Annotated in this window: 15 protein-coding genes; 11 read left to right on the top strand and 4 right to left on the bottom strand. The window is 57.9% G+C overall.

Going from position 1 to position 22,064, the window contains the following annotated elements; all coding sequences use genetic code 11:
- The first annotated feature begins 101 nt into the window (after positions 1 to 101).
- The 5 genes from L888_RS0100870 to L888_RS0100850 all read left to right on the top strand — a co-directional run bounded on the left by L888_RS0100870 (position 102) and on the right by L888_RS0100850 (position 6,314).
- Positions 102 to 2,606: a TonB-dependent receptor gene (locus L888_RS0100870; protein ID WP_027951491.1), complete on the top strand. Its 2,505-nt coding sequence runs from the start codon at positions 102 to 104 to the stop codon at positions 2,604 to 2,606.
- A 14-nt stretch (positions 2,607 to 2,620) separates the two neighbouring features.
- Positions 2,621 to 3,475, top strand: a complete 855-nt coding sequence (locus L888_RS0100865; RefSeq protein WP_027951490.1) for a DUF5689 domain-containing protein — start codon at positions 2,621 to 2,623, stop codon at positions 3,473 to 3,475.
- Between the two features lie 15 nt (positions 3,476 to 3,490).
- Positions 3,491 to 4,828 carry a hypothetical protein gene (locus tag L888_RS0100860; RefSeq protein WP_027951489.1) on the top strand — a complete coding sequence of 446 codons (1,338 nt, stop codon included), beginning with the start codon at positions 3,491 to 3,493 and terminating at the stop codon, positions 4,826 to 4,828.
- Between the two features lie 202 nt (positions 4,829 to 5,030).
- On the top strand, positions 5,031 to 5,282 hold the full coding sequence (locus tag L888_RS0100855; protein ID WP_005843953.1) for a type B 50S ribosomal protein L31: 252 nt from the start codon (positions 5,031 to 5,033) through the stop codon (positions 5,280 to 5,282).
- 99 nt (positions 5,283 to 5,381) lie between these two features.
- On the top strand, positions 5,382 to 6,314 hold the full coding sequence (locus L888_RS0100850; RefSeq protein WP_027951488.1) for a DNA/RNA non-specific endonuclease: 933 nt from the start codon (positions 5,382 to 5,384) through the stop codon (positions 6,312 to 6,314).
- A gap of 9 nt (positions 6,315 to 6,323) precedes the next feature.
- Here the strand turns inward: L888_RS0100850 and rsgA are convergent, their stop codons facing one another.
- The 4 genes from rsgA to rsmA all read right to left on the bottom strand — a co-directional run bounded on the left by rsgA (position 6,324) and on the right by rsmA (position 9,315).
- Positions 6,324 to 7,256 carry a ribosome small subunit-dependent GTPase A gene (gene rsgA, locus L888_RS0100845; protein WP_027951487.1) on the bottom strand — a complete coding sequence of 311 codons (933 nt, stop codon included), beginning with the start codon at positions 7,254 to 7,256 and terminating at the stop codon, positions 6,324 to 6,326.
- Positions 7,257 to 7,383: 127 nt separating this feature from the next.
- Positions 7,384 to 7,944 (bottom strand): ribosome recycling factor, encoded by a 561-nt coding sequence (gene frr / locus L888_RS0100840; protein WP_015298372.1) that lies wholly within the window; start codon positions 7,942 to 7,944, stop codon positions 7,384 to 7,386.
- An 82-nt stretch (positions 7,945 to 8,026) separates the two neighbouring features.
- Complete coding sequence (locus tag L888_RS0100835) at positions 8,027 to 8,503, bottom strand: GAF domain-containing protein (RefSeq protein ID WP_027951486.1); 477 nt, start codon at positions 8,501 to 8,503, stop codon at positions 8,027 to 8,029.
- On the bottom strand, positions 8,500 to 9,315 hold the full coding sequence (gene rsmA, locus L888_RS0100830) for a 16S rRNA (adenine(1518)-N(6)/adenine(1519)-N(6))-dimethyltransferase RsmA (RefSeq protein WP_044248370.1): 816 nt from the start codon (positions 9,313 to 9,315) through the stop codon (positions 8,500 to 8,502). The genes L888_RS0100835 and rsmA overlap by 4 nt, the downstream gene beginning before the upstream one ends.
- An 899-nt stretch (positions 9,316 to 10,214) precedes the next feature.
- Here rsmA and L888_RS0100820 point away from each other — a divergent pair.
- From L888_RS0100820 to L888_RS0100795, 6 genes are all read left to right on the top strand, one after another.
- Positions 10,215 to 11,252, top strand: a complete 1,038-nt coding sequence (locus L888_RS0100820; protein ID WP_027951484.1) for a lysylphosphatidylglycerol synthase transmembrane domain-containing protein — start codon at positions 10,215 to 10,217, stop codon at positions 11,250 to 11,252.
- Between the two features lie 12 nt (positions 11,253 to 11,264).
- Positions 11,265 to 12,719, top strand: coding sequence for an aminoacyl-histidine dipeptidase (locus L888_RS0100815; RefSeq protein ID WP_005843966.1), 1,455 nt, complete (start codon positions 11,265 to 11,267; stop codon positions 12,717 to 12,719).
- Positions 12,720 to 13,091: 372 nt separating this feature from the next.
- Positions 13,092 to 15,650, top strand: coding sequence for a zinc-dependent metalloprotease (locus L888_RS0100810; protein WP_027951483.1), 2,559 nt, complete (start codon positions 13,092 to 13,094; stop codon positions 15,648 to 15,650).
- 36 nt (positions 15,651 to 15,686) lie between these two features.
- Complete coding sequence (locus L888_RS0100805) at positions 15,687 to 18,938, top strand: SusC/RagA family TonB-linked outer membrane protein (RefSeq protein WP_027951482.1); 3,252 nt, start codon at positions 15,687 to 15,689, stop codon at positions 18,936 to 18,938.
- 22 nt (positions 18,939 to 18,960) lie between these two features.
- On the top strand, positions 18,961 to 20,346 hold the full coding sequence (locus L888_RS0100800) for a RagB/SusD family nutrient uptake outer membrane protein (protein ID WP_044248297.1): 1,386 nt from the start codon (positions 18,961 to 18,963) through the stop codon (positions 20,344 to 20,346).
- Positions 20,347 to 20,403: 57 nt separating this feature from the next.
- Positions 20,404 to 21,999, top strand: coding sequence for a cadherin (locus L888_RS0100795; RefSeq protein WP_027951480.1), 1,596 nt, complete (start codon positions 20,404 to 20,406; stop codon positions 21,997 to 21,999).
- Positions 22,000 to 22,064: the final 65 nt, after the last annotated feature.

Below are 22,064 nucleotides of genomic sequence, written 5' to 3'. Positions count from 1 at the left end.
CCTTATCGCCTGAATTTTTCGGGAAAAAGGGGCATGGAAGTAGGATATATTTCGCTAACTTTGCAAAAATATATCACTATCAATAACAACTTCAGTCAACTATGCAGACAAAGCTTATCTTGGCCCTGACGGCCTTAGGCTATGCTTCGGTGGCGTTCGCCCAAAGCGACTCGACCAATGTAGGCGAGGCCGCCTTCACGTTCACAGAGGCACAGCTGGGCGAAGACGACAACATGGAGCAGAGCATCAGCATCGTCAACTCCAATTCGAGCGTCTACAGTTCCAGGGTGGGATTCCTCTTCTCGCCCGTCAGGTTCCGCTACCGTGCCCTCAATCAGAAGTACAACGACATCTATATCAACGGCGCTCCGGTGAACGACATGGAGACGGGACAGTTCCGCTACTCGCTCGTGGGCGGCCTGAACCAGCAGACGCGCAACATGGAATCGGCCCTGCCTTTCGAGGCCAACAACTTCGCTGCAACGGGTCTCGGCGGCTCCAACAACTACGATTTCCGCCCTGCAAGCATGGCCGCCGGCCAGCGCATCACGCTCTCGGCCGCCAACCGCAACTATACCATGCGCGGCATGTACACCTACAACAGCGGGCTGAACAGCCGTGGATGGGCCCTCTCGGCCAACGTCACCTACCGATGGGCCAACCGCGGATACGTTCCGGGCACGTTCTACAACGCCCTCTCCTACTTCCTCGGCGTGCAGAAACTGCTGGGCAACCGCCACTCGCTCTCGTTCTCCACCTGGGGCAACCCCACGGAGCGCGCCACGCAGGGAGCCTCGACCGACGAGATGTACTGGCTGGCCAACGACTACCAGTACAATCCCTACTGGGGCTATCAGAACGGCAAACGCCGCAACAGCCGCGTGGTGAACGACTTCGCCCCCTCGGCCGTCTTCACCTGGGACTGGGCCATCAACGACAACAACAAGCTCACCACGTCGCTCTTTGGCAAGTACAGCTGGTACTCAAGTACCAAGCTCAACTACAACGGGACCGACAATCCGCACCCCGACTACTGGAAGCGGCTGCCGTCGAGCTACTACGACGTGTGGGGTTCCAACGCCATGAACTCGCTCCAGGGCTACCAGGACTTCCTCACGGCACGCGACTATCTGATGGGAAGCGAGGCTGCACGGCAGATCAACTTCGACCGTCTGGTCTACGCCAACCGGCAGGCCACGGCGCAGGGAGCCGATGCCATGTACTTCATTCAGGCCAAGCACAACAACGTGCTCAACCTGACGCTGGCCTCGACGCTCACCTCACGCATGACGGCCAAGAGCGTGTGGAACAACGGTTTCTTCCTGGCCCGCAACGATGCCAGCCACTATCAGACCATGTCGGACATGCTGGGGGCCGGCAGCTACCACAACATCAACTACTATGCACTGGGCACTTATGCCGCCGGGTCGGACAAACTGCAGTATGATCTGAACCGCCCGAACGCCGGGGTGGGCAAGGGCGACAAGTTCGGCTACGACTATCACATCTTTATAAACCGCGCCCAACTGTGGACCAACTACGCCGAAACCTTCGGCAGCGTGCACTATACAGTGGCTGCTCGGCTGGGCTATCAGTCGATGCAGCGCGACGGCAAGATGCGCAATGGCCTCTTTGCCGAGAACTCGTTTGGCAAGAGCCGCACGGCCGAGTTCGTGGAGGGCGGCTTCAAGGCCGGGGCCAACTTCAACCTGGGACGCGGCAACACGCTCACCCTGGGCATGGGCTACGAGAGCCACGCCCCCTCAGCCGCCACGGCATTCACGGCTCCCGAGATGAACAACGACTTTGTGGGCAACCTGCACAACGAGCACATCTTCTCCAGTGAAGTGGGCTATCAGTATCTGGGTAGCTGGCTGCATGCCAACCTCAGCGCCTATTACAACCACATTACACACGTGACGGAGTGGACGTGCTTCTACTTCGACGACATCAACAGCTTCTCCTACAACTCGCTGTCGGGGCTGCGCAAGGAGTACTACGGACTGGAGGGCGGCCTCGATTTCAAGCTGGCTTCGTTCCTGAACCTGCGTCTCATCGGCACGCTGAGCGAGGCCAAGAACATCAGTAATGCCCATGTTCGCTACATCAACTCCACGCAGGGCGTGTACAACGACGACGTAGCCCTGGTGAAAGGCATGCGTGAAAGCAGCACGCCGCTCACGGCCACGGCTATCGTGCTGAGCTATCACAAGGGCGGATGGTTCGTCGATCTGAACGGCAACTGGTACGACCGCATCTACCTGGGCTACTCGCCCTACTACCGTTACCAGAGTGCCCTGCAGCGCATTGGCAGCACCGACGGCAACGGCAACCTGCTCGTGTCGCCCCAGGACAAGGGCCGAGGCGGCTGGATGCTGGACGGCTCCATCGGCAAGAGCATCTATCTGAAGCATGGAAGCCTGTCCATCAACCTCATGGTGAGCAACATTCTGAACAATCAACGGATAGTAACCAGCGGCTACGAACAGAGCCGTTCGGACTACACCTCGTCGGGAAACAGCCGCATGTACCGGTTCTCCAAGAATCCGAAGAAGTATTATGCCCTCGGTGCCAACGGCATGCTGAACATCGCTTACAAATTCTAAACCGCAACAAGACAATGAAGACATTCCATCATATCATGGTGCTGGCCCTGGTCTGCTGCGTGGCCACGGGCTGCATGGACGGCGACTGGGACGCACAGCAACCGACAGCCGAGCAGGCCGGCGTGGGCAACAAGGACATCGACGAAAGCAACATCATCACCATTGCCGAGCTCAAAGACCGCTACAAGACGGCCATCACCACCGACTATCGCGACGGCAAGGCCTATGCTCAAGTCGCTGAAGACACGAAGATCAAGGCCGTGGTGACGGGCAATGACATCCAGGGAAACCTCTACAATGAGCTGGCCGTGGCCGACGCTACGGGCGGCATCGTCATAGCTGTAGCCGAGGGAGGTCTCTTCGGCACACTGCCGGTGGGGGCCGAAATCATCATTGACCTCAAGGGACTTTACGTGGGCAACTACGGTTTGCAGGCCGAAATAGGCACGCCCTACACCAATGCCAGCGGAGCAACCTACGTGAGCCGCATGAGCCGCGCGCTGTGGAACCAGCACTTCCGCCTCACGGGCAAGACGCAAACTATGGAGCCTGTCGCCTTCGACAAGAACTGGAAACCGGCCAATGACGGGCTGACCTACGGCGGCCGACTGGTGAAACTCACCAACGTGTCACTGAAAGGGGCAGACGGCAAGGCCACCTACGCCACACCCGGAGGCGGTGGCGGCTCGAAAAGCGTCTACTTCAACGAGTTGGGCAACAGCGTCATGCTCTATACAAGCAACTATGCCGACTTTGCCGCCAACCCTCTGCCCACCGGCAAAATCAACGTAACGGGCATCATGAAACGGTACAACAGAACCTGGGAAATCATCATCCGCACGCTGGATGACGTGGAAGAAGTAAAATAATAAAACGAAGATACGATGAAAAAATTGATTCAGTACGCATGCGCGCTGGCCCTGGCGGTCATGACGCTGGGCAGTTGCGAGGACGTCCCCATGCCCTACAACGGCAACTACAACGGCAACGGCACAACCCCCGAAACCACAACCGACCCCATCGGCGAGGGTACACTGGCGTCGCCCTACAACGTGGCCAAGGCCCTGCAAATCATCAAGGCTGGAACCTACACCTCGGCGAAGGTGTATCTGAAAGGCATCGTCGCCAAAATGGGCGAGGTTAGCACACAATACGGAAACGCCACCTACTTCCTGGCCGACACCAAGGGCGGAACCACACAACTGGAAGTTTATCGCGGCTATGCCCTGAACGGGGCGAAATTTGCCACGGGCAACGAGATTGCCGTGGGCGACACACTGGTGGTCTATGGCGTGCTCACCATGTACAACGCCACGCCCGAGGTGACCCAGGGCAGCCAGATTGTCTCCATCAACGGCAAGGGAAACAACAGCGGCGGCGGCGGAACGGGCGGCACCGCAGCGCCCGCCGGCGAGGGTACCGAGGCCTCACCCTACAACGTGGCTAAGGCCCAACAACTCATCACCGCCGGCACTTACACCAGCGACAACGTGTATGTGGCCGGCACTGTAGTGGGTACTCCCGAGATCAGTACCGAGTATGGCAACGCCACCTACTATATATCCGACGACGGTACCGAGGCCGGAAAGCTCGAGGTTTACCGTGGCTACGCACTGGGTGGAGAGAAGTTTACGGCCACCGATCAGCTGAAAAACGGTGACAAAGTGGTGGTGCTGGGAGCACTAATCAACTATAACGGTACCCACGAGATTGCCAAACAGAACAAGATTGTGGAGCTGAACGGCAAGAAAGCATCCTCTACAGGCGATACCCCGAACCCGCCCACGGGCGGCACAGTCGTCACCATCGACGGAACGACAGTGACCGCTACGGCCCCGAATGTGACAGCCGGCAGCACCACTGTAACCATTGATCTGAACACGCTGGGGCTGGCCAATGCGGCCGATGTGGGCACCGTGACCCTCCCGGATGGCTCCACACTGACCTTCGCTGCCGGAACAAACACCGCCGCCCCGAAGTTCTACACAGCCACTAAAGGCGTGCGCGTATATGCCAACAACACCATCACGTTTGCCTGCAAGGCCAAGATTGCCAAGATTGTCTTTACCTGCGACACCTACAACGGCACCAATTATGTGGGCAATGACACGGGAACGGTGAAATTCGACGGCACGAATGCCACCTATACCAACACTTTCTCGACAGACAAGGGCGGTGTGCAGCTGCGCGTTCAGACCATCACCATCACCTACGCTCAGTAGCAGAACGCACGACTTGAAGCAACAGAACGCACGATTTGAAGCAACAAAGTGCATGCCTTAAAGTAATAGAGCAAACGCCTTGAAACAAGGCAAATACTCATAGAAATATTTGGCGGGCTGCAGAATTCTTTGTAATTTTGTGCCCGCTTATTATTATACGAGCTTCCAACGTACACATTACAAACATCAATAGAGCATTAAAATGAAAAAAGGTATTCATCCCGACAACTATCGCCCCGTCGTATTCAAAGATATGTCCAACGGTGATATGTTCCTGACGCAGTCCACATGCAAGAGCAACGAGACTGTAGAGTTTGAAGGAGAAACTTATCCTGTGGTCAAGATTGAAATCTCCAGCACCTCGCATCCGTTCTATACGGGCAAGAGTAAGCTGGTTGATACAGCCGGTCGCGTAGACCGCTTCATGAACCGTTACGGTAAGTTGAAGAAGTAATACTCGACATACATTCCACTGTATATACGAATTACAGAGTGCGGTCGGACGTAGTTGCATATACGTCCTGTCGCACTTTTTTTATCCCCTGCACGCAAGATGAAGAAGTTTTCCTTGCTCATAGCCCTGCCCGCAGGGCTTCTGCTGGCCTCGGCATGTGGCGGAGAAGGAGGAGTTGACGAGGAACCCACAACCCCCGTAACGCCAACAACTCCCACGACACCGTCGGCACAAGCCAACGCCAATGCCAATCCGGCCACGCCGTCAGAATACCGACGGCTGGAGATGCCGGCCTTGCACCGTGGCTCCGACACCGTCCTCGTTCACAAGACAGCCGACGGCATGGTGAACTACATCACGGAATGGGACTTCCAGAAGCGTGCCCAGCGGTGGAGTTGCTACATCCTTACCCAAGACCTGCTCCAACAGAACACCCAGCGTTACACGAGCGACGACAACCAATATCCGCAGGATCCGCTCATCGACACCTCCCTGCAGTGGAGCGAAGACCCTTACTACAGCAACGGGCAACGGTTCGACCACGGCCACATCTGCCCCTCAGCCGACAGGCTGAACTCCTCGGAGGCCAACTACCAAACGTTCTTCCTGACCAACATGCAGCCGCAATTCAATGCCTTCAACGCCGGTCTCTGGGCCAGGATGGAGGCCAAAGTGCGCGCCATGGCCAAGACTTGCGACACGCTCTACGTCTGCAAGGGAGGAACGATAGACGGAGGAACGTTCGGTGGATACAACAAGGTGTACCACACACTGGCCAACGGACTGCTCGTGCCACGCTATTTCTTCATGACCCTGCTGCGGGTGAACGGCGGCAATTATTCGGCCGTGGCCCTGTGGACCGACCAGATTACCAACAGCAAGGACAGCGGAAGCAGCCTGTCACGGTATGCCATTTCAATAGACGAACTGGAGGAACGAACGGGTATCGACTTCTTCTGCAACCTGCCCGACGCCACAGAAGACACGGTGGAGAAGACTTTCTACTCCACCGTTTCATGGGGACTGAACTAAGCACAGTCCCTAAAATTTCTCACGATACTTGGCTTCTTCCTTGTCCTTGAGCATGCCCAGGTAGCTCTCATAGCGCGAGAGGGCGATGTGATGGTTCTCCACAGCCTGGAGCACGGCGCAGCCAGGCTCGTGGGTATGCGTGCAATTGCTGAAACGGCACTCCTGTGAAAACTGGAATATCTCCTTGAAATAACTCGTGATTTCTTCCGGCTCCATGTCGAAAGTACCGAATCCTTTGATACCCGGCGTGTCGATAAGATAGCCGCCACCCGGCACATCGAGCATCTCGGAAAAGGTTGTAGTGTGCATGCCCGCGTCGTGGGCCTCGCTGATTTCGGCCACGCGGGCATGTGCATCGGGTATCAGGAGGTTGAGCAAAGTGGACTTGCCCACCCCAGAATTGCCGCTGAGCAGTGTCACCTTGTCGCGCAGCAGCGGGCACAATTCCCCCACCCCGCTGCCGTCGGCCGCACAAATCACGCGACATTCATAGCCTATTGCCTCGTAGAGGCCGACCATCATCGACTGGCAGCGAAGCTCTTCTTCGTTCAGCAAATCGTTCTTGTTGAATATCAATACCACCGGCACCCGATAGGCTTCGGCCGATGCCAGGAAGCGATCTACAAAGGTTGTGGAGGTCTGCGGATGGCTCACGGTGACCAGAAGAAAGGCCTGATCCACGTTGGCCGCCAGGATATGGCTCTGCTTGGAGAGGTTCTGCGACTTGCGGATAATGTAGTTCCGCCGGTCTTCTATCTCGGTGATAAAGGCCGTTCCCTCCTCGTTGGCCACTATCTTTACTCGGTCGCCCACAGCCACGGGATTGGTGCTGCGGATGCCCTTGAGCCGGAAATTGCCCTTGATCTTGCTCTCGACCATCCGCCCCCCGTCGGTCTTCACCGTGTACCAATAGCCTGTATTCTTGACAACAATCCCTTTCATCTGTCCATAGATGGCCGGGAGTTAAAGGAGTTAAGGAGTTAGGGAGTTAAGACACATGGCCCTTTGCGGTGAGCAATACTTATGTCTTAACTCCCTAACTCCTTAACTCCCTAACTCCTCCATCACACTATACGGTCATGATTTCTTTCTGCTTGTTGGCCAGTATGCCGTCAATCTCCTTGATATACTTGTCGTGCAGTTTCTGCAAGTCGGCCTCGGCATCCTTCTCCAAGTCCTCCGACAAGCCGTCCTTGACGGCTTTCTTCAGCTTGTCCTTGAAGTCGGCGCGGATGTTGCGCACCTGCACCTTGGTAGCTTCTCCCGTCTTGTTACACTGTTTCACCAGTTCCTTGCGCCGCTCCTCAGTGGGCTGCGGCAGGTGGAGAATCACCATCTCGCCATTGTTTTCCGGCGTAACACCCACCTCGCTGTCCATGATACCTTTCTCAATGTCACGAATCTGCTTGCGGTCCCAGGGCCGGATGGTGATGGTACGGGCGTCGGGCACAGCCAGGTTGGCCACCTGATTCAGAGGCACCATCTGCCCATAGGCGTTCACGCGAACGCCGTCAAGGATGGCCACATTGGCGCGGCCGGCGCGGATGCGCGCCAGCTCTTCCTCCAGATAGTCGGAAGCCTTTCTCATCTTGTCCTCGGCATCCTTCAGGGTTTTCTTTACGTCTATCATATCTTTTTCTTTTGTTAAATTTACGGTGTACAAATATAGAGATTTATTTAGAAACGTGCAAGCACTGCGTTGGCTTTTTCCTTCAGCCGGCATAAATTTCTGCAGCCATCAGCCGCATGGCCTCTTCGAGACAACGGGCGTCGGTCTCGTCGAACGCACAGGGCGTCCGACTGTCGATGTCGAGCACCCCGACGGGCTCGCCCCCCGGCCGGAACACAGGCACCACAATCTCCGAACGCGACAAGCTGCTACAGGCAATGTGGCCGGGAAACAGCTCCACGTCGGGCACCACGAGCGTGCGCCGCTCGGCAAAGGCCGTGCCGCACACCCCTCGCCCCACGGGAATGGCATAGCATGCCGGCGGCCCTTGGAACGGGCCAAGGCGCAGGGGCTGCCCCGATTCCTGCTGCATGTAGAAACCCGTCCAGAAGAAACGGTCGGACGCCTGGTGGATGGCGGCCGCCACATTGGCCAGCACACTGGTCTCGTTGGTCTCTCCTCGCACGAGTTCGGCCAGCTGCTTCAGCAGCAAGGCATAGGCACCCGCCTTGTCGGTCATGCTTCGTCTCCTTTCCGCCGGGCCTGTTCCTCGGCAATCCAGTTGGTCAGCCCCACGAACTCGGCTATGGAGAGTTGCTCCGGCCTACGCGTCATCATGTCGCGGGCAAAGAAGTCGGGGCCGGGCATCGACGCCTTGGAGAAGAGCTGACGCAGCGACACCCGCAGCATCTTGCGCCGCTGGTTGAACACGGTTTTCACCACCCGCCTGAACAGCGTCTCGTCGCATCCCAGCGACGTGACGGCGTTGCGCGTCATGCGAATGACGGCGCTCTTCACCTTGGGAGGCGGGTTGAACACGTCCTCGTCCACGGTGAACAGATACTCCACATCGTACCAAGCCTGGACGAGCACACTCAAAATGCCATACGCCTTGGTGCCCGGAGCAGAAGCCATGCGCTGTGCCACCTCCCGCTGAATCATGCCCGTGCAGCAAGGAATAAGGTCTTTGTTGTCGAGCATCTTGAAGAATATCTGCGAGGAAATGTCGTAGGGATAGTTGCCGGTGAGCACAAACGGCTGTCCGTCGAAAAGGCGGCCGAGGTCCATACGCAGGAAATCCTCACCGATAATGCGGTCTCGCAGCTGGGGGTAGGCCTCGTGCAGATACCTCACGCTCTCGCTGTCGATCTCCACCGCCCGCACTTCCCGCGGCTTCTGCACCAGGTATTGCGTGAGCACGCCCATGCCCGGCCCGATCTCAAGAACGGGAATACCGGGGCAGGCGTCCACCGTGTCGGCAATGCGCCGGGCTATGTTCAAATCGGTCAGGAAGTGCTGACCCAGATTCTTCTTCGGCTTGACTTGCTTCATTTTGTTTGGATAAGTGCCGAGGCTGCGGAGTGCAGCCGCTACGTAGGCGCAAAAATACGAAAAATAAATCACAACCCACGTTTCGCGGCTCATATTTCTACCCTGCCGCGCCAAAAGGCCCCGGCGACCGGCCCATGCGTCCATGGCCGGCCTCCGGACGCGCAGGGGCAGGGCCGCCAACCCGGGGCATGGTGGGGGCCAAAGCCGCACGGCCCGGGGATGCCGGGCTGCCCGCAGTACCATTGCGCCGCAAACGCGTGGCCTTTGCGCCGTAATCGCATCGCGTTTACGGCGCAATCGGGGGCCCATTACAGTGCAAACGCAAGGCCATCAGGGCGTTGCCGCACGGTGCTTGCGGCCGACACTCCGCTTCGGCCGCAAGCAACCAAGCCCCGAGCAGCCGCCCGACCTGCATCCGTACCCGCCCGCACACAACGCAAACAGCGGGAACCGGCGTTGGCCGATTCCCGCTGTCTATATGAAATAAACTACTTTTTTTACTTGAAAGTGACCGTTACTTGCGGCCTTCCACCATCTTGTCCATGATGAGAGCCAGTGCAGAAGCACCGATGAAAGCAACAATCGTAACTGTGATAAACGAAATCATACTCATAATCTTTTTCCTTTCCTTAATTTATTCTTCTTTGTTATCCTTAAAGGCACCGCCCGATGCGGTTGCCATCGTCTGAAAATATCTTTTTCCTTTCGACGTTGCAAAGGTACGAAGAAATACTGTGCACGCAAACAATTATGGCTTCCAACTCTGCTTTTACCCCGTTTTATTGACTAAAATCAAACGGTTTGACCCATGTCAAGCCGTTTGGCGGGAAAACAAAAGCATGTAAAAATCGGGCAATTCCTTTGCCGTTCGCCCGATTTCCACTATCTTTGTCTCTCGAATGGAGACGAAAAAGACCATCAACAACCTGCTGAAGATAGCCCTGTCCCTGCTTCTGGGCGGCGCCATCCTCTACTGGATGTACCGCGGCTTCGACTTCCGGCGCATCGAGCACGTGCTACGCCACGAGATGAACTGGGCGTGGATGCTGCTCTCTTTCCCTTTCGGCATCCTGGCCCAGGCCTTTCGGGGCTGGCGGTGGCGGCAGACGCTGGAGCCCGTGGGCGAGCATCCGCGCGCGTCGACGGCGGTCTACTCCGTCTTTCTCTCCTACGCCACAAGCCTTGTGGTGCCGCGTGTGGGCGAGTTTGCACGTTGCGGCGTGCTGCGTCGGTGGGACGGCGTGTCGTTTCCCAAGGCCCTGGGCACGGTGGTCACCGAGCGGGCCATCGACTCCCTGCTCGTGATGGCCATCATCGGGCTCACGTTTCTGTCACAGTTTGCCGTGTTCGACAAGTTCTTCCAGACCACCGGCACGCGCGTAGACCAGATTCTGGCCGGCTTCTCCTCGGCCGGATGGCTGGTCACGGGCATCTGCGGCGTGGCTGTGCTGGTGCTGGTTTATTTCCTGTTGCGCCGCATGTCTATATATAATAAGGTGAAAGACATGTTCCGTGGTCTGCTCCAAGGCGTCGTCTCGGTGAGGCACATCAGCAACGTGCCCCTCTTTGTGTTCTTCACCCTGGCCATCTGGGGCTGCTACTTCATGCACTACTATCTCACCTTCTTCTGCTTCGAGGCCACGGCTCACCTCGGCTTTGCCTGTGCCGTGGTGACTTTCATCGTGGGCTCCATTGCCGTGGTAGTGCCCACGCCCAACGGGGCGGGGCCCTGGCATTTCGCCGTCAAGACCATGCTCATGCTCTATGGCGTGGCCTCCACCGACGCCCTTTTCTTCGTGCTCATCGTGCACAGCATACAGACGCTGCTCGTCGTTCTGCTGGGTGTCTACGCCTGGCTGGCCCTGTCGTTCAGCAGGAAACGGGTGCGGCCTCTCCCATCAGCGAGAACCAACAACAGATCATCCTTTAACTTTTAAATTGAACCGAATATGAGTGCAATCAGCAATCTGAAGCCGGAAGCCATCTGGCGCAACTTCGATGCCCTGACCCAGATTCCCCGTCCGTCGGGCCACATGGAAAAGGTGCAGCAGTTTCTACTCGACTTTGCCCGGCAAGCGGGGGTGGAAGCCTTCGTCGACCCTGCCGGAAACGTCGTGATGCGCAAGCCCGCCACCCCGGGATACGAGAACCGCAAGACGGTGCTGCTGCAGGCTCACATGGACATGGTGCCGCAGAAATCGCCCGAGAGTACCCACAATTTCGAGACCGACCCCATCGAAACCTACGTCGAAGACGGGTGGGTGCACGCCAAAGGCACCACGCTCGGCTCTGACGACGGCATCGGCGTGGCCGCCATCATGGGCATCATGGAGGCCAAGGACCTGAAGCACGGGCCCGTGGAGGGACTCATCACCCGCGACGAAGAGACCGGCATGTACGGGGCCAACGAGCTGCCCGAGGGTGAGCTCAACGGCGACATCCTGATAAACCTCGACTCCGAGACCTGGGGCAAGTTTGTCATTGGCTCGGCCGGCGGACTGGACGTAACGGCCACACTGGGCTACCAAGAGGTGGACAACGACCAGGAGACTGCCGTCAAGGTGACGCTCAAGGGGCTGCGCGGCGGCCACTCGGGGCTGGAAATCAACGAGGGCCGCGCCAATGCCAACAAGGAAATGGTGCGTCTCGTGCGCAAGGCCATCGCCACACTGGGTGCGAGACTGGCCTCATGGGAGGGCGGCAACATGCGCAACGCCATCCCGTTCAAGGCCGAGGTGGTGCTGGCCCTGCCCCAAGCCAGCGTCGAGGGACTGAAGAAGCTGGTCGAAGCACAGCGGCAGGCCATCGAGGACGAGTATAAAACCATCGAGTCGGGCGTGGAATTCTTCTGCGAACCGGCCGAGAAACCCGCCACTCTGCTGCCCGCAGAGATTCAGGACAACCTTGTGGATGCCATCTATGCCTGCCACAACGGCGTGGTGCGCATGATTCCCGTCTACCCCGACGTGGTGGAAACGTCGAGCAATCTGGCCATCATCAACATCGGCGGAGGCCAGGCTGCCATCAAGATTCTGGCCCGCTCCAGCCGCGAGGACATGAAAGAGGTGGTGGCCACCCAGCTGGAAAGCTGCTTCAGCATGGCCGGCATGAAGGTGGAATTCAGCGGCAGTTATGGCGGCTGGGACCCCAACCCGGACAGCGAAATCCTGAAAATGCTCCAGAAGATCTACCGCGAGCAGACCGGCCAGGAGGCCCTCGTGCAGGTGGATCACGCCGGTCTGGAGTGCTCCATCATCCTCGACAAGTATCCCCATCTCGACGTGGTGAGCCTCGGGCCCACGCTTCGCAGTCCGCACACCACGAGCGAACGCTTTGAGATTGCCACGGCCGAGCCTTTCTGGCGGCTGCTCACCCAGGCCCTCGAAGAGGTGCCCGAGAAGTAAACCGACACGGTAATCCGCCCCCGTCGGGCGGTTTGTGTCAAAACGGCAACCGTGATTTTAAATGTAGGGACGCACCTTGTGTGCGTCCCTACATGACTTTATTTTCAGACACACAGGGCGCATATCCATACGGTTTGGCCACAAATCCGGGATTTGATGCGCCTGTTTTTCGTGTGGTTTGTCTGCGTCCGAACCCTGCGCCGACACGGCCCACGCACCTCTGTAGCGGCCCGCCAATATGCTTTTTTACGTTAAAATGCTTGCCGAAAAGGAATTTTAGCCGTATATTTGCATACTATTCAAGACTTACGGCGGCCGCCGGCCGCCTCCCAATAGGTTTTTCAGAAGATTCCAATGGCTCGGCAACCACTTATGAACGCATTATCCAACCATTCCCTGCGCCGCGGCGTCATCGTTCCATTACTTGCTTTTACGTTGCTTGGCGGCGGTGCATACGGCTACGCCGGCAGCCCGTCGGCAGACATATTCGGCCTTTTCCATTCCAAGAAAAAGAAAGCAGCCCCCCCTCCGGCCTCCCCCTACAAACAGCTTACAGGGCGCGACTCCGTGGCCATGGCGGGAGTTATGAACGTGATTCAGAAAGGAGACACCTTCTTTCTGGAGCTTCCCGTGAAGTACATGGGCCGGCCGTTCCTGGTCAGCAACAAGCTGCAGCGCGTACCCAAAGAGCTCAACGAGGCAGGGGTGAACAAGGGCATCAACTACGAGAACCAGCTGATTCGCTTCGAGTGGGACAAGGCCGGCAAGCGCATCCTGCTGCGTCAGCAACGGATTACACCCGAAGCCCCCGACGGGTCGGCCGTGCTCCAGTCGGTAAGAGACAACTATATCGACCCGCTGATTGCCTCGCTGAAAGTCGAGCAGACGGCCCCCGACTCGTCTACGGTCATCATTAAGGTCAACAATCTGTTCAACGGGCAGCGCAATTGCCTGAACGACGTGTTCAATCTCATCAACATCGGCACCTCGCCCGACAGTGAGCTCTCGCGCATTCTCTCGGTGAAAGCGTTCGACAACAGCGTGGTGGCCACGTCGGAACTCACCACCGTGGTGCACGAGGACAAGTCGAAGGTCAACGTGTCGGTCGTGGTGTCGTCGTCAATCACCCTGCTTCCCGAGCAGGAGATGGCGCGGCGGCAGGAAGACTGGCGCGTGGGCTACTTCACGACAACGCGCACCCAGTTCGACGATCGCCAGCAACAGGTGAAGAAAACCAACTACATCACCCGATGGCGGCTGGAGCCCCGCGACACCGCGGCCTACCTGCGCGGCGAGTTGGTGGAGCCTGTCAAGCCCATCGTGTTCTATATCGACCAGGCCGTGCCGGCCCACCTGCGCCCCTATATCAAGCAGGGCATCACAGATTGGAACGCCGCTTTCGAGCAGGCGGGCTTCAAAAATGCCGTGCAGGCGCGCGACTTCACCGACAGTCTCTGCCACGACGGCGACGACCTGAAGTATTCGGTGCTCACCTACGACGCCTCGGAAAAGGCCAATGCCATGGGCCCCTCGGTGCTCGATCCGCGCACGGGCGAGATACTCGAGGCCGACATCATCTGGTGGCACAACGTGCAGTCGCTCATCCGCGAGTGGATTATGGTGCAGACCGCCGCCACCGATCCCCGGGCGCGCACACTGCAACTGCCCGACGAGCTCATTGGCGACGCCGTACGCTTCGTGGCCTGCCACGAGGTGGGACACTCGCTCGGGTTGCGCCACAACATGATTGCCTCGGCGGCCTATCCCACTGATTCGCTGCGCTCGCGTAGCTTTACCGACCGCGTGGGCGGCACGTCGGCCTCCATCATGGACTATGCCCGCTTCAACTATGTGGCCCAGCCCGGCGACGGCGTGCGGGTGATGAGCCCGCACATCGGAGCCTACGACAAGATGGCCATCGAGTGGGGCTACCGCTGGTACCCTGTCGGCACCGATGAACGGGCGGCTCTTGACACCTATCTGCGCGCCCACAATGGCCGCGAATACCGATACAGCGAGGCTCAGCCGCAGCGCAGCGCCATCGACCCCCGCGCCTTGAGCGAAGACCTTGGCGACGACCCCGTGAAGTCGGCACGCTACGGCATAGCCAACCTGAAACGTGTCATGCCCCATCTGGTAGACTGGACACGCACCGGCGAGCCCGGCCAGACCTACGACGAAGCCTCGGCCTACTATGCGGCTGTGGTGTCGCAATGGCGGTTGTTTCTCTATCACGTGCTGGCCAACGTGGGCGGCATGAACCTTGAACGGCCCACCATCGACGACGGCAAGCCGGCCTATACCTTTGTAAATAAAGGCCGGCAACGCGAGGCCCTGCAGTTCCTGCTCGACGAGGTGCTGGGCTATCCGCGCTGGCTCTTCGACACGCCACTGTCACGAAAGATACTGATTCAGCGCACCACCCCCAACGGCACAGAGGAGCAGGAACCTGCCTACCTGCTGAAAAACCAGCAGAACTACATCCTCTGGGACCTGCTGGACAACGCCCGGCTGGTGAGGATGTACGAGAATGAAATGCAGAACGGCAAGGCCGCTTTCGCTCCTGTGGAGATGATGGACATGCTGCACCGCCATATTTTCCGCACCACAATGGGCGGCAAAAATCCCGACGTGATGGAGCGTAGCCTGCAAAAGAGCTTCGTAGATGCGCTCATCACCGCAGCCAACGCGGGGGAGGGCGTGAAAATCAACAAGCATCTTGACACGCCATCGCTCTCCAGCGGACAGCGCACGGTGGAGCTCACCAGCAGCCAGGTGACCCGCAACAGCGACGCCATCAGCCTCAAACGCGGCGAGCTGCTGCGCATACAGCAACTCCTGCGGGCACGCAAGGCAGGCGCGGCACTGGATGCACGCATGCACTACGACGACATCCTGCTGCGCATACAGACGGCCCTGAGCCACGAATAAACAACCCTCATTACCCACTCACATCATCAACGACAGATGAAAAAGATACTTTTCTTTCTGCTCCTGCTGATATGCTGCCAGCAGTTGGCAGCCCAGGAACGCACCGTCACCGGCAGGATTTTGGACGGAGGGCTTCAGAATGAGCCGCTCATCGGGGCCACCATTGCCATCGGCGACGGGAAACTGCAGAACGGTACCGTGACCGACTACAATGGCGATTTCACCCTCAAAGTGCCGCAAGGAACCCAGACTCTCACCGTTCGCTACCTGGGATACGAGACGGGCAAACTGACGCTCGTCAACGGTACAGACCACTATCAGCTCACGCTGAAACCCGAGGCCCACAACATTGGCGAGGTGGTGGTGACCGGTTATCAGAAGATAGACCGCCGCAAACTCACCGCAGCCGTCTCCACACTGAGCATTTCGGACGAGGCCGTGGGCGCGGTGAAGAACATCGACCAAGCCCTCGCCGGACAGATTGCGGGCCTCTCCACCCTCTCGACCACGGGGGCCCCGGGTGCCCCGGTCAAGATTCGCATCCGCGGAACAGCCTCCATCAACGGCACGCAGGAGCCGCTGTGGGTGCTCGACGGCATCCCGCTCGAGGGCACAGACATCCCCAATATCGACAACCTGAACGACGTGGACGACATCTATCAGACCTCCATCGCCGGACTCAACCCGTCGGACATCGAAAACATCACCGTGCTGAAAGATGCCGCCGCCACGGCCATCTACGGTGCACGCGCGGCCAATGGCGTCATCGTCATCACGTCCAAGAGAGGCAAGGAGAGCCGCCCCATCGTCAATTTCAACACACGCCTCACCTACAGTCCCAAGGTAAACATTGACCGATTGAACCTGCTCAACGCCACAGAAAAGGTGGACTTGGAGCTCGCCCTCCTGGCCGGCAACTACACTTACCGGCAACACAAGGGCGGTGTGGCCAACATTCTGGATCGGCTGGGCGAGTTCAACGCTTTCCAAAATGGCGGCTGGGATGCGCTGTCGGCCACGGCACAGCAGCAAATCAATAGCCTGCGCAGCATCAATACCGACTGGAACGACATTCTTTTCCGCGACGTTTTCAACCAGGAATACAACACTTCCATATCGGGTGGAAGCGACCGTGCGAGCTACTATGCCTCGGTGGGTTACTACGACGAGCAGGGCATCGTGGAAGGTGTGGAGAACAACCGCTACAACATGACGCTGAAAGGCACCTTCAAAGTGAACAAGATGCTCACCCTCGGAGCCAGTATCTTTGCCAACCAACGCAAGCAGCAGAGCTTCCTGACAGACGCCGGAGGCTTCACCAATCCGATGTACTACTCGCGCGAGGCCAACCCCTACTTCCAGCCTTATGCCGCAGACGGCAGCTACAACTACGACACCAACGTGCAAGGCCGAGAAAGCAACGCTCCCAATTTCAACATTTTCGAGGAACGCGAGAACACCAGCCGCCGTCGCCGCGACCGCTCGCTCATGGGTATTGTCGATGCCGAACTGAAAATCAATTCCGACTTCAAACTGACCTCACAACTGGGTTATCAGTTCGACAACTACAGTCTGCGACGCTACCAGGGGCAGGACAGCTACGCCATGCGCAAGGAGAAAGAATATGCCACCTACATGGCTGCCGACGGCACGCAGAAGACCATCTTCCCTGAAGGAGGGGCCAGCAAGACCACCGACTTCTATCGGCGGCAGTGGCTCTGGAAAGCCATGACCGAGTACAATCACCGTTTTGCCAAGTACCACGACGTGGAGTTGATGCTTGGTACAGAGATTCGCCACAACAGCTCGGAGTCGGTATCGTCCAACGCCTACGGCTACGATGCCCGCACGCTGACCACACAGCCCGTGGTCTTCCCGTCGGAAAGCATTGCCGAGCAATACCCCCTGCACCAGGAAACACACCAGGAAAACGCCTACGTGAGCTGGTATGCCACTGGCTCCTACACCTATCACTATCGCTATACGCTGGGAGCCAGCGTGCGCTTCGACGGCAGCGACGTGTTCGGTGTGGCCAAGAAGTACCGCTATCTGCCCCTCTACTCCGTCAGCGGATTGTGGCGGGTGTCGGAAGAAACGTGGATGAAGCCCCTTACTTGGGTCAGCGATCTGCGGCTGCGTGCGTCCTACGGCCTGCAGGGCAACATCGACAAGAGCACGTCGCCCTACCTCATCGGCATCATCGACAAGACCTCCATCCTGGGCAAGAGCGAGACTGTCATCGCCGCCGAGACGGCTCCCAACCCCGACCTGAAGTGGGAGAAGACCGACAATGTGAACCTTGGTCTGGAGGCCGCTTTCCTCAACGACCGCATCCGGTTCAGCGTGGACTATTACCATCGGCACAGTTCCGACCTCATCGGCATGCGTATGCTGCCGCTCGAGACCGGCTTCTCATCGACCACTATCAACTGGGCCAGCATGGAGAACAACGGCTGGGAACTCTCGCTCAACACCCGCAACATTGTCGCAAAGGACTTCAGTTGGACCACCAATCTGAACTTAGGCTTCAACAGCAACAAGATTATCAACGAGAGTGTAGCCCAGAATGCCACCTACCCCAGCCGCGAGGGGTATCCTGTTGGGGCCCTCTTCGCCTACAAGACGGCAGGACTCGACAGCGAGGGCTATCCGCTCTTCGTGGCTGCCGACGGTTCCAAAGTGTCGGCCACAGAGTTCCTGAAGCTCAACCGCTACGGGGCCAGCCAGCTCACTGCCGAGGAGCAACGGGCGCAATATACTTATATGGGCACCACCGATCCCAAGTGTTCCGGCGGCCTCATCAACAATCTGGAGTATAAAAACTGGCAGCTGGGCATCAACTTTATGTTCAATCTGGGCATGAAAGTGCGCGTGCAACCCAGCTACTCGCCCACCTATTTCGACCGCGGTCTCAATACCAACCGCGACATTCTGAACCGCTGGACAGCCGCCAATCCCAACGGCACGTTGGCCGCACTCATGGTGAGCTCTGCCCAGCGCGTGGCCGAATACACACGCTATGCCGAGTACAACACCTACAGCATGCTCGACATCTGGGTGCGCAACAACAGCTATTGTCGTCTGCAAAGTCTGCGGCTGGGCTACAAACTGCCCAAGGCATGGCTGGCAAAACTGGGCATCAGCAGTGCGTCGCTGAGCCTCGAGGGCCGCAACCTGCTGGTTGTAGCCAGCAACTACGACAACTATCTCGACCCGGAAACGATGGGCAACCCTTTCGCACAACCCGTGGCCAAGAGCTATATTTTCGGACTGAACATCAACTTCTGACATACAGCACATATCCAACGACATGCAAAAGATGAAACCATCCATATCTCCACACCGGCTGGCAAACCGCATCCTGCAACTGCTGGGACTGGTTCTCGCGCCGCTGTTGCTCGCTTCGTGCAATGACTTTCTTGACATCACGCCCACCGGACGCGTCATTGCCAAGACGGGTGACGAGTATCGCGCGCTGCTCACCTACGAGTACAAGTACTTCCCTTCCGACCGTGCCATCACTACAGTAAGGAGCGATGAGATGACCTTGACCCCGGGCTTCACCTCCGATCTCGACTATGCCACTTACTTCGATCTGTGGCGTTGGAACGACGACGCCCCGGCCACGACGACGACATACTTCGGTTGGCGTCGGTATTATCACGCCATCTATATTGCCAATTACATCATCGAGCACCAACAAGACATTGCCAATACCACGAAAGAGCAGGTGGAACAACTCGTAGGCGAAAGCTATATGATGCGTGCTTATTGCCACTTCCTGCTGGCCAATCTCTATGCCGCGCCCTACACGCACAGCACTCCTGAAACCACGAGAGGCGTTCCTTTGCTGCTCGAGGCCGATGTGAACGCCGTGCCCCGCAGCAGCAGTCTCAAGGCCGTCTACGACCAGGTTCTGGCCGACATCGCCGAGGCCGGGAAGCATCTCAACGTGCAAACTTGGGAAACTGGCCTCAACTATCGGTTCAATACCACGTCGGCCCAGTGCCTGCTGGCCCGCGTTTGTCTTTACATGGGCGACTGGCAGGGGGCGCTCAACGCCGCCGATTCGGTGGTCAAAGTCCATCCGGCACTCGAGGATCTCACCGGTACCGACGCTACATTGCCCAATCGTTATGACTCCAAGGAAAGCATTGTGGCTCTGGAAACAATGATGGACGGGAAGTATATCCTCATTGGCCGGCCGGCCGAGACCCTCATCAGCCTCTACCGCTCGGGCGATCAGCGTCGCACGGCTTTCTATCGTCGTGTCACCACCAGCACCTCAACGCTCCTCAAGGGCGGCAGCGAACAGTTCAATTGCACGTTCCGTTCTTCCGAGTTCTACCTCACGGCCGCCGAGGCTGCAGCCCGCATGGGGCAGCGTGAACTGGCCATCAGCTATCTCTCGCAGCTCATGCAGAAGCGTTACAACACCCGCATTTACACCACATATCTGGCCAATGCCGAAGCGATGGACAACGAAACGCTGGTCAAGGAAATCGTAGACGAACGCACCCGCGAGCTGGCTTTTGAGGGCCACAGATGGTTCGACCTGCGCCGTACTACGATGCCCGGGCTCTCGAAGACCTATCAGAACGACACCTACAAACTCGACAGCCTGGACGCACGCTATACTCTACGCTTCCCCACCGAGGCCGTCGAAGCCAACCCCGGAATAGAATTGTGGCAATAAGGCCACGGTATCTTCACCACCATATATTCATCATTATTATTTAAAAAGGTAAGAGCTATGAGAAAATTATTACTCGCTGCGGCCGTCTTCACGGCTACTGCCCTCCAGGCCCAGACCTGGAACTCCCCTGCTGCATGGACAAAAAGTCTCACGCCCGTAGACAAAGCCGATCAGCTCGGCGACACCCACACCACCGTTGGTGCCGACGGAGCTGTCTTCACCACAGGCACCTATAACCAGGATCTCACGTTTGGCAAGTCGACACTCGTCAACGATGACAAGATTACATCGGCCTATGTGGCCAAGTACAACGCCGACGGCTCTGAGGCATGGATGGCCGGACTGCTTGGCATGTCGGTCATCCGCACACTCGATACCGACAATGAGGGCAACCTTTACGTAGCCGGCAACCTGGCCGACAAGGTGACTTTCTACTCGGCCGACGGCAACAACCAGGTGGCTCAAGGCATCGAAGGCGTAACCGTTCCCTCTGCAGCGTTCGTCGCCAAATACGACAAGGATGGCAATCTGAAAGCCTTGCGCACCATCATTCCCGTGGCCGACGCCACCGTAAGTGGCTCCGGTCTGTACTCCCCGGAAGCCGGAGACCTGTACTTCACCCCCGCCAAGCTCATGGTTTCGGCTGGTAAAGTGTACATCTCTGCCAGCTACACGGGCGACCTCACCCTCGATAACCTGAAATGGGAAGGCCGTTATCTGAACGTGTTCGACTTCATGTATTCCGACATTGAAAGTGTGGGCATCCTCTCGCTGAACGCCAGCAACCTCGGCGATGCCGCCTCCGTGGCCAACCTGCAGGCTAAGGACGACCTCGTTTCGGTGCAGCAAAATCCGGAATCGGTATGCTTCACGGTAGACGGCAACACCGTCTACGCCGGTTTTGTAGGCAAGGGCACAGAGACCCTCACCACCCCGACAGGCACCACAGAGCTCGTCATGCAGCTGCCTAATGACGAGACAGGAAATGTGGAGCACGCTTTCATCTTGGCCAAAATCAATGCTGCCGCCACCAATGCCAAGGTATTCCATGTGGCCATGCACGACCGTAGCTATGGCACCGACAAGGTAAGGGCCATGGCTCTCGACGGTGGAAAGCTCTATGTGGCCGGCTCGTTCTACAACCAGCTCGGCTTCGACACCAACAAAACCTCCACAGGCTGCGCCGACCTCTTCGTGGCCAACCTGAACTCGGATGACTTCCATGTGAACTGGGCGGCCGCCGACGGCTACGACGAGGGCGATGTGTCCAAGAACGAAGAAGCCCTCCATGCCATGCTCGTGAACAACGGCAAGGTGTTCCTGGCCGGTGTGGACCGCACCAAGACAGGGCATGTTACCAACCACGCCCTGACCTACAACGTATCGGCCAACGGTGTTCTCACACCGGCCGACAACGTGGAATACATCTCGCTCGACGACAACGGGCGCGGTGCCGTAGCCGCCATCACCGACAAGGATGCCACCACAACCGTCACCGTCTACACGGCAATTACCGACGGCATCAGCACCGTCGCCACACCGACACTCGCCAACGACCGTATCTATACCCTCAGCGGCCAGTACGTGGGTACCGGCATCAAGCTGCCTCACGGCATCTATATCCAGAACGGCAAGAAGATCATCGTGAAGTAAAAAGCAGTCAACCGCACCCCTTTCATGGGCCCCATCTCAAAGATGGGGCCCTTTTTCGTTTATAT

It is taken from the genome of Hallella seregens ATCC 51272 (assembly GCF_000518545.1).
Lineage (GTDB): Bacteria > Bacteroidota > Bacteroidia > Bacteroidales > Bacteroidaceae > Prevotella > Prevotella seregens.
Note: the sequence above shows the minus strand (reverse complement) of the source record. Positions and strands in the feature narration are given on the sequence as shown.

Coding starts and splice junctions, on each gene's coding strand:
- L888_RS0100870 (WP_027951491.1), top strand. CDS start 102: ATGCAGACAAAGCTTATCTTGGCCCTGACGGCCTTAGGCTATGCTTCG.
- L888_RS0100865 (WP_027951490.1), top strand. CDS start 2,621: ATGAAGACATTCCATCATATCATGGTGCTGGCCCTGGTCTGCTGCGTG.
- L888_RS0100860 (WP_027951489.1), top strand. CDS start 3,491: ATGAAAAAATTGATTCAGTACGCATGCGCGCTGGCCCTGGCGGTCATG.
- L888_RS0100855 (WP_005843953.1), top strand. CDS start 5,031: ATGAAAAAAGGTATTCATCCCGACAACTATCGCCCCGTCGTATTCAAA.
- L888_RS0100850 (WP_027951488.1), top strand. CDS start 5,382: ATGAAGAAGTTTTCCTTGCTCATAGCCCTGCCCGCAGGGCTTCTGCTG.
- rsgA (WP_027951487.1), bottom strand. CDS start 7,256: ATGAAAGGGATTGTTGTCAAGAATACAGGCTATTGGTACACGGTGAAG.
- frr (WP_015298372.1), bottom strand. CDS start 7,944: ATGATAGACGTAAAGAAAACCCTGAAGGATGCCGAGGACAAGATGAGA.
- L888_RS0100835 (WP_027951486.1), bottom strand. CDS start 8,503: ATGACCGACAAGGCGGGTGCCTATGCCTTGCTGCTGAAGCAGCTGGCC.
- rsmA (WP_044248370.1), bottom strand. CDS start 9,315: ATGAAGCAAGTCAAGCCGAAGAAGAATCTGGGTCAGCACTTCCTGACC.
- L888_RS0100820 (WP_027951484.1), top strand. CDS start 10,215: ATGGAGACGAAAAAGACCATCAACAACCTGCTGAAGATAGCCCTGTCC.
- L888_RS0100815 (WP_005843966.1), top strand. CDS start 11,265: ATGAGTGCAATCAGCAATCTGAAGCCGGAAGCCATCTGGCGCAACTTC.
- L888_RS0100810 (WP_027951483.1), top strand. CDS start 13,092: ATGAACGCATTATCCAACCATTCCCTGCGCCGCGGCGTCATCGTTCCA.
- L888_RS0100805 (WP_027951482.1), top strand. CDS start 15,687: ATGAAAAAGATACTTTTCTTTCTGCTCCTGCTGATATGCTGCCAGCAG.
- L888_RS0100800 (WP_044248297.1), top strand. CDS start 18,961: ATGCAAAAGATGAAACCATCCATATCTCCACACCGGCTGGCAAACCGC.
- L888_RS0100795 (WP_027951480.1), top strand. CDS start 20,404: ATGAGAAAATTATTACTCGCTGCGGCCGTCTTCACGGCTACTGCCCTC.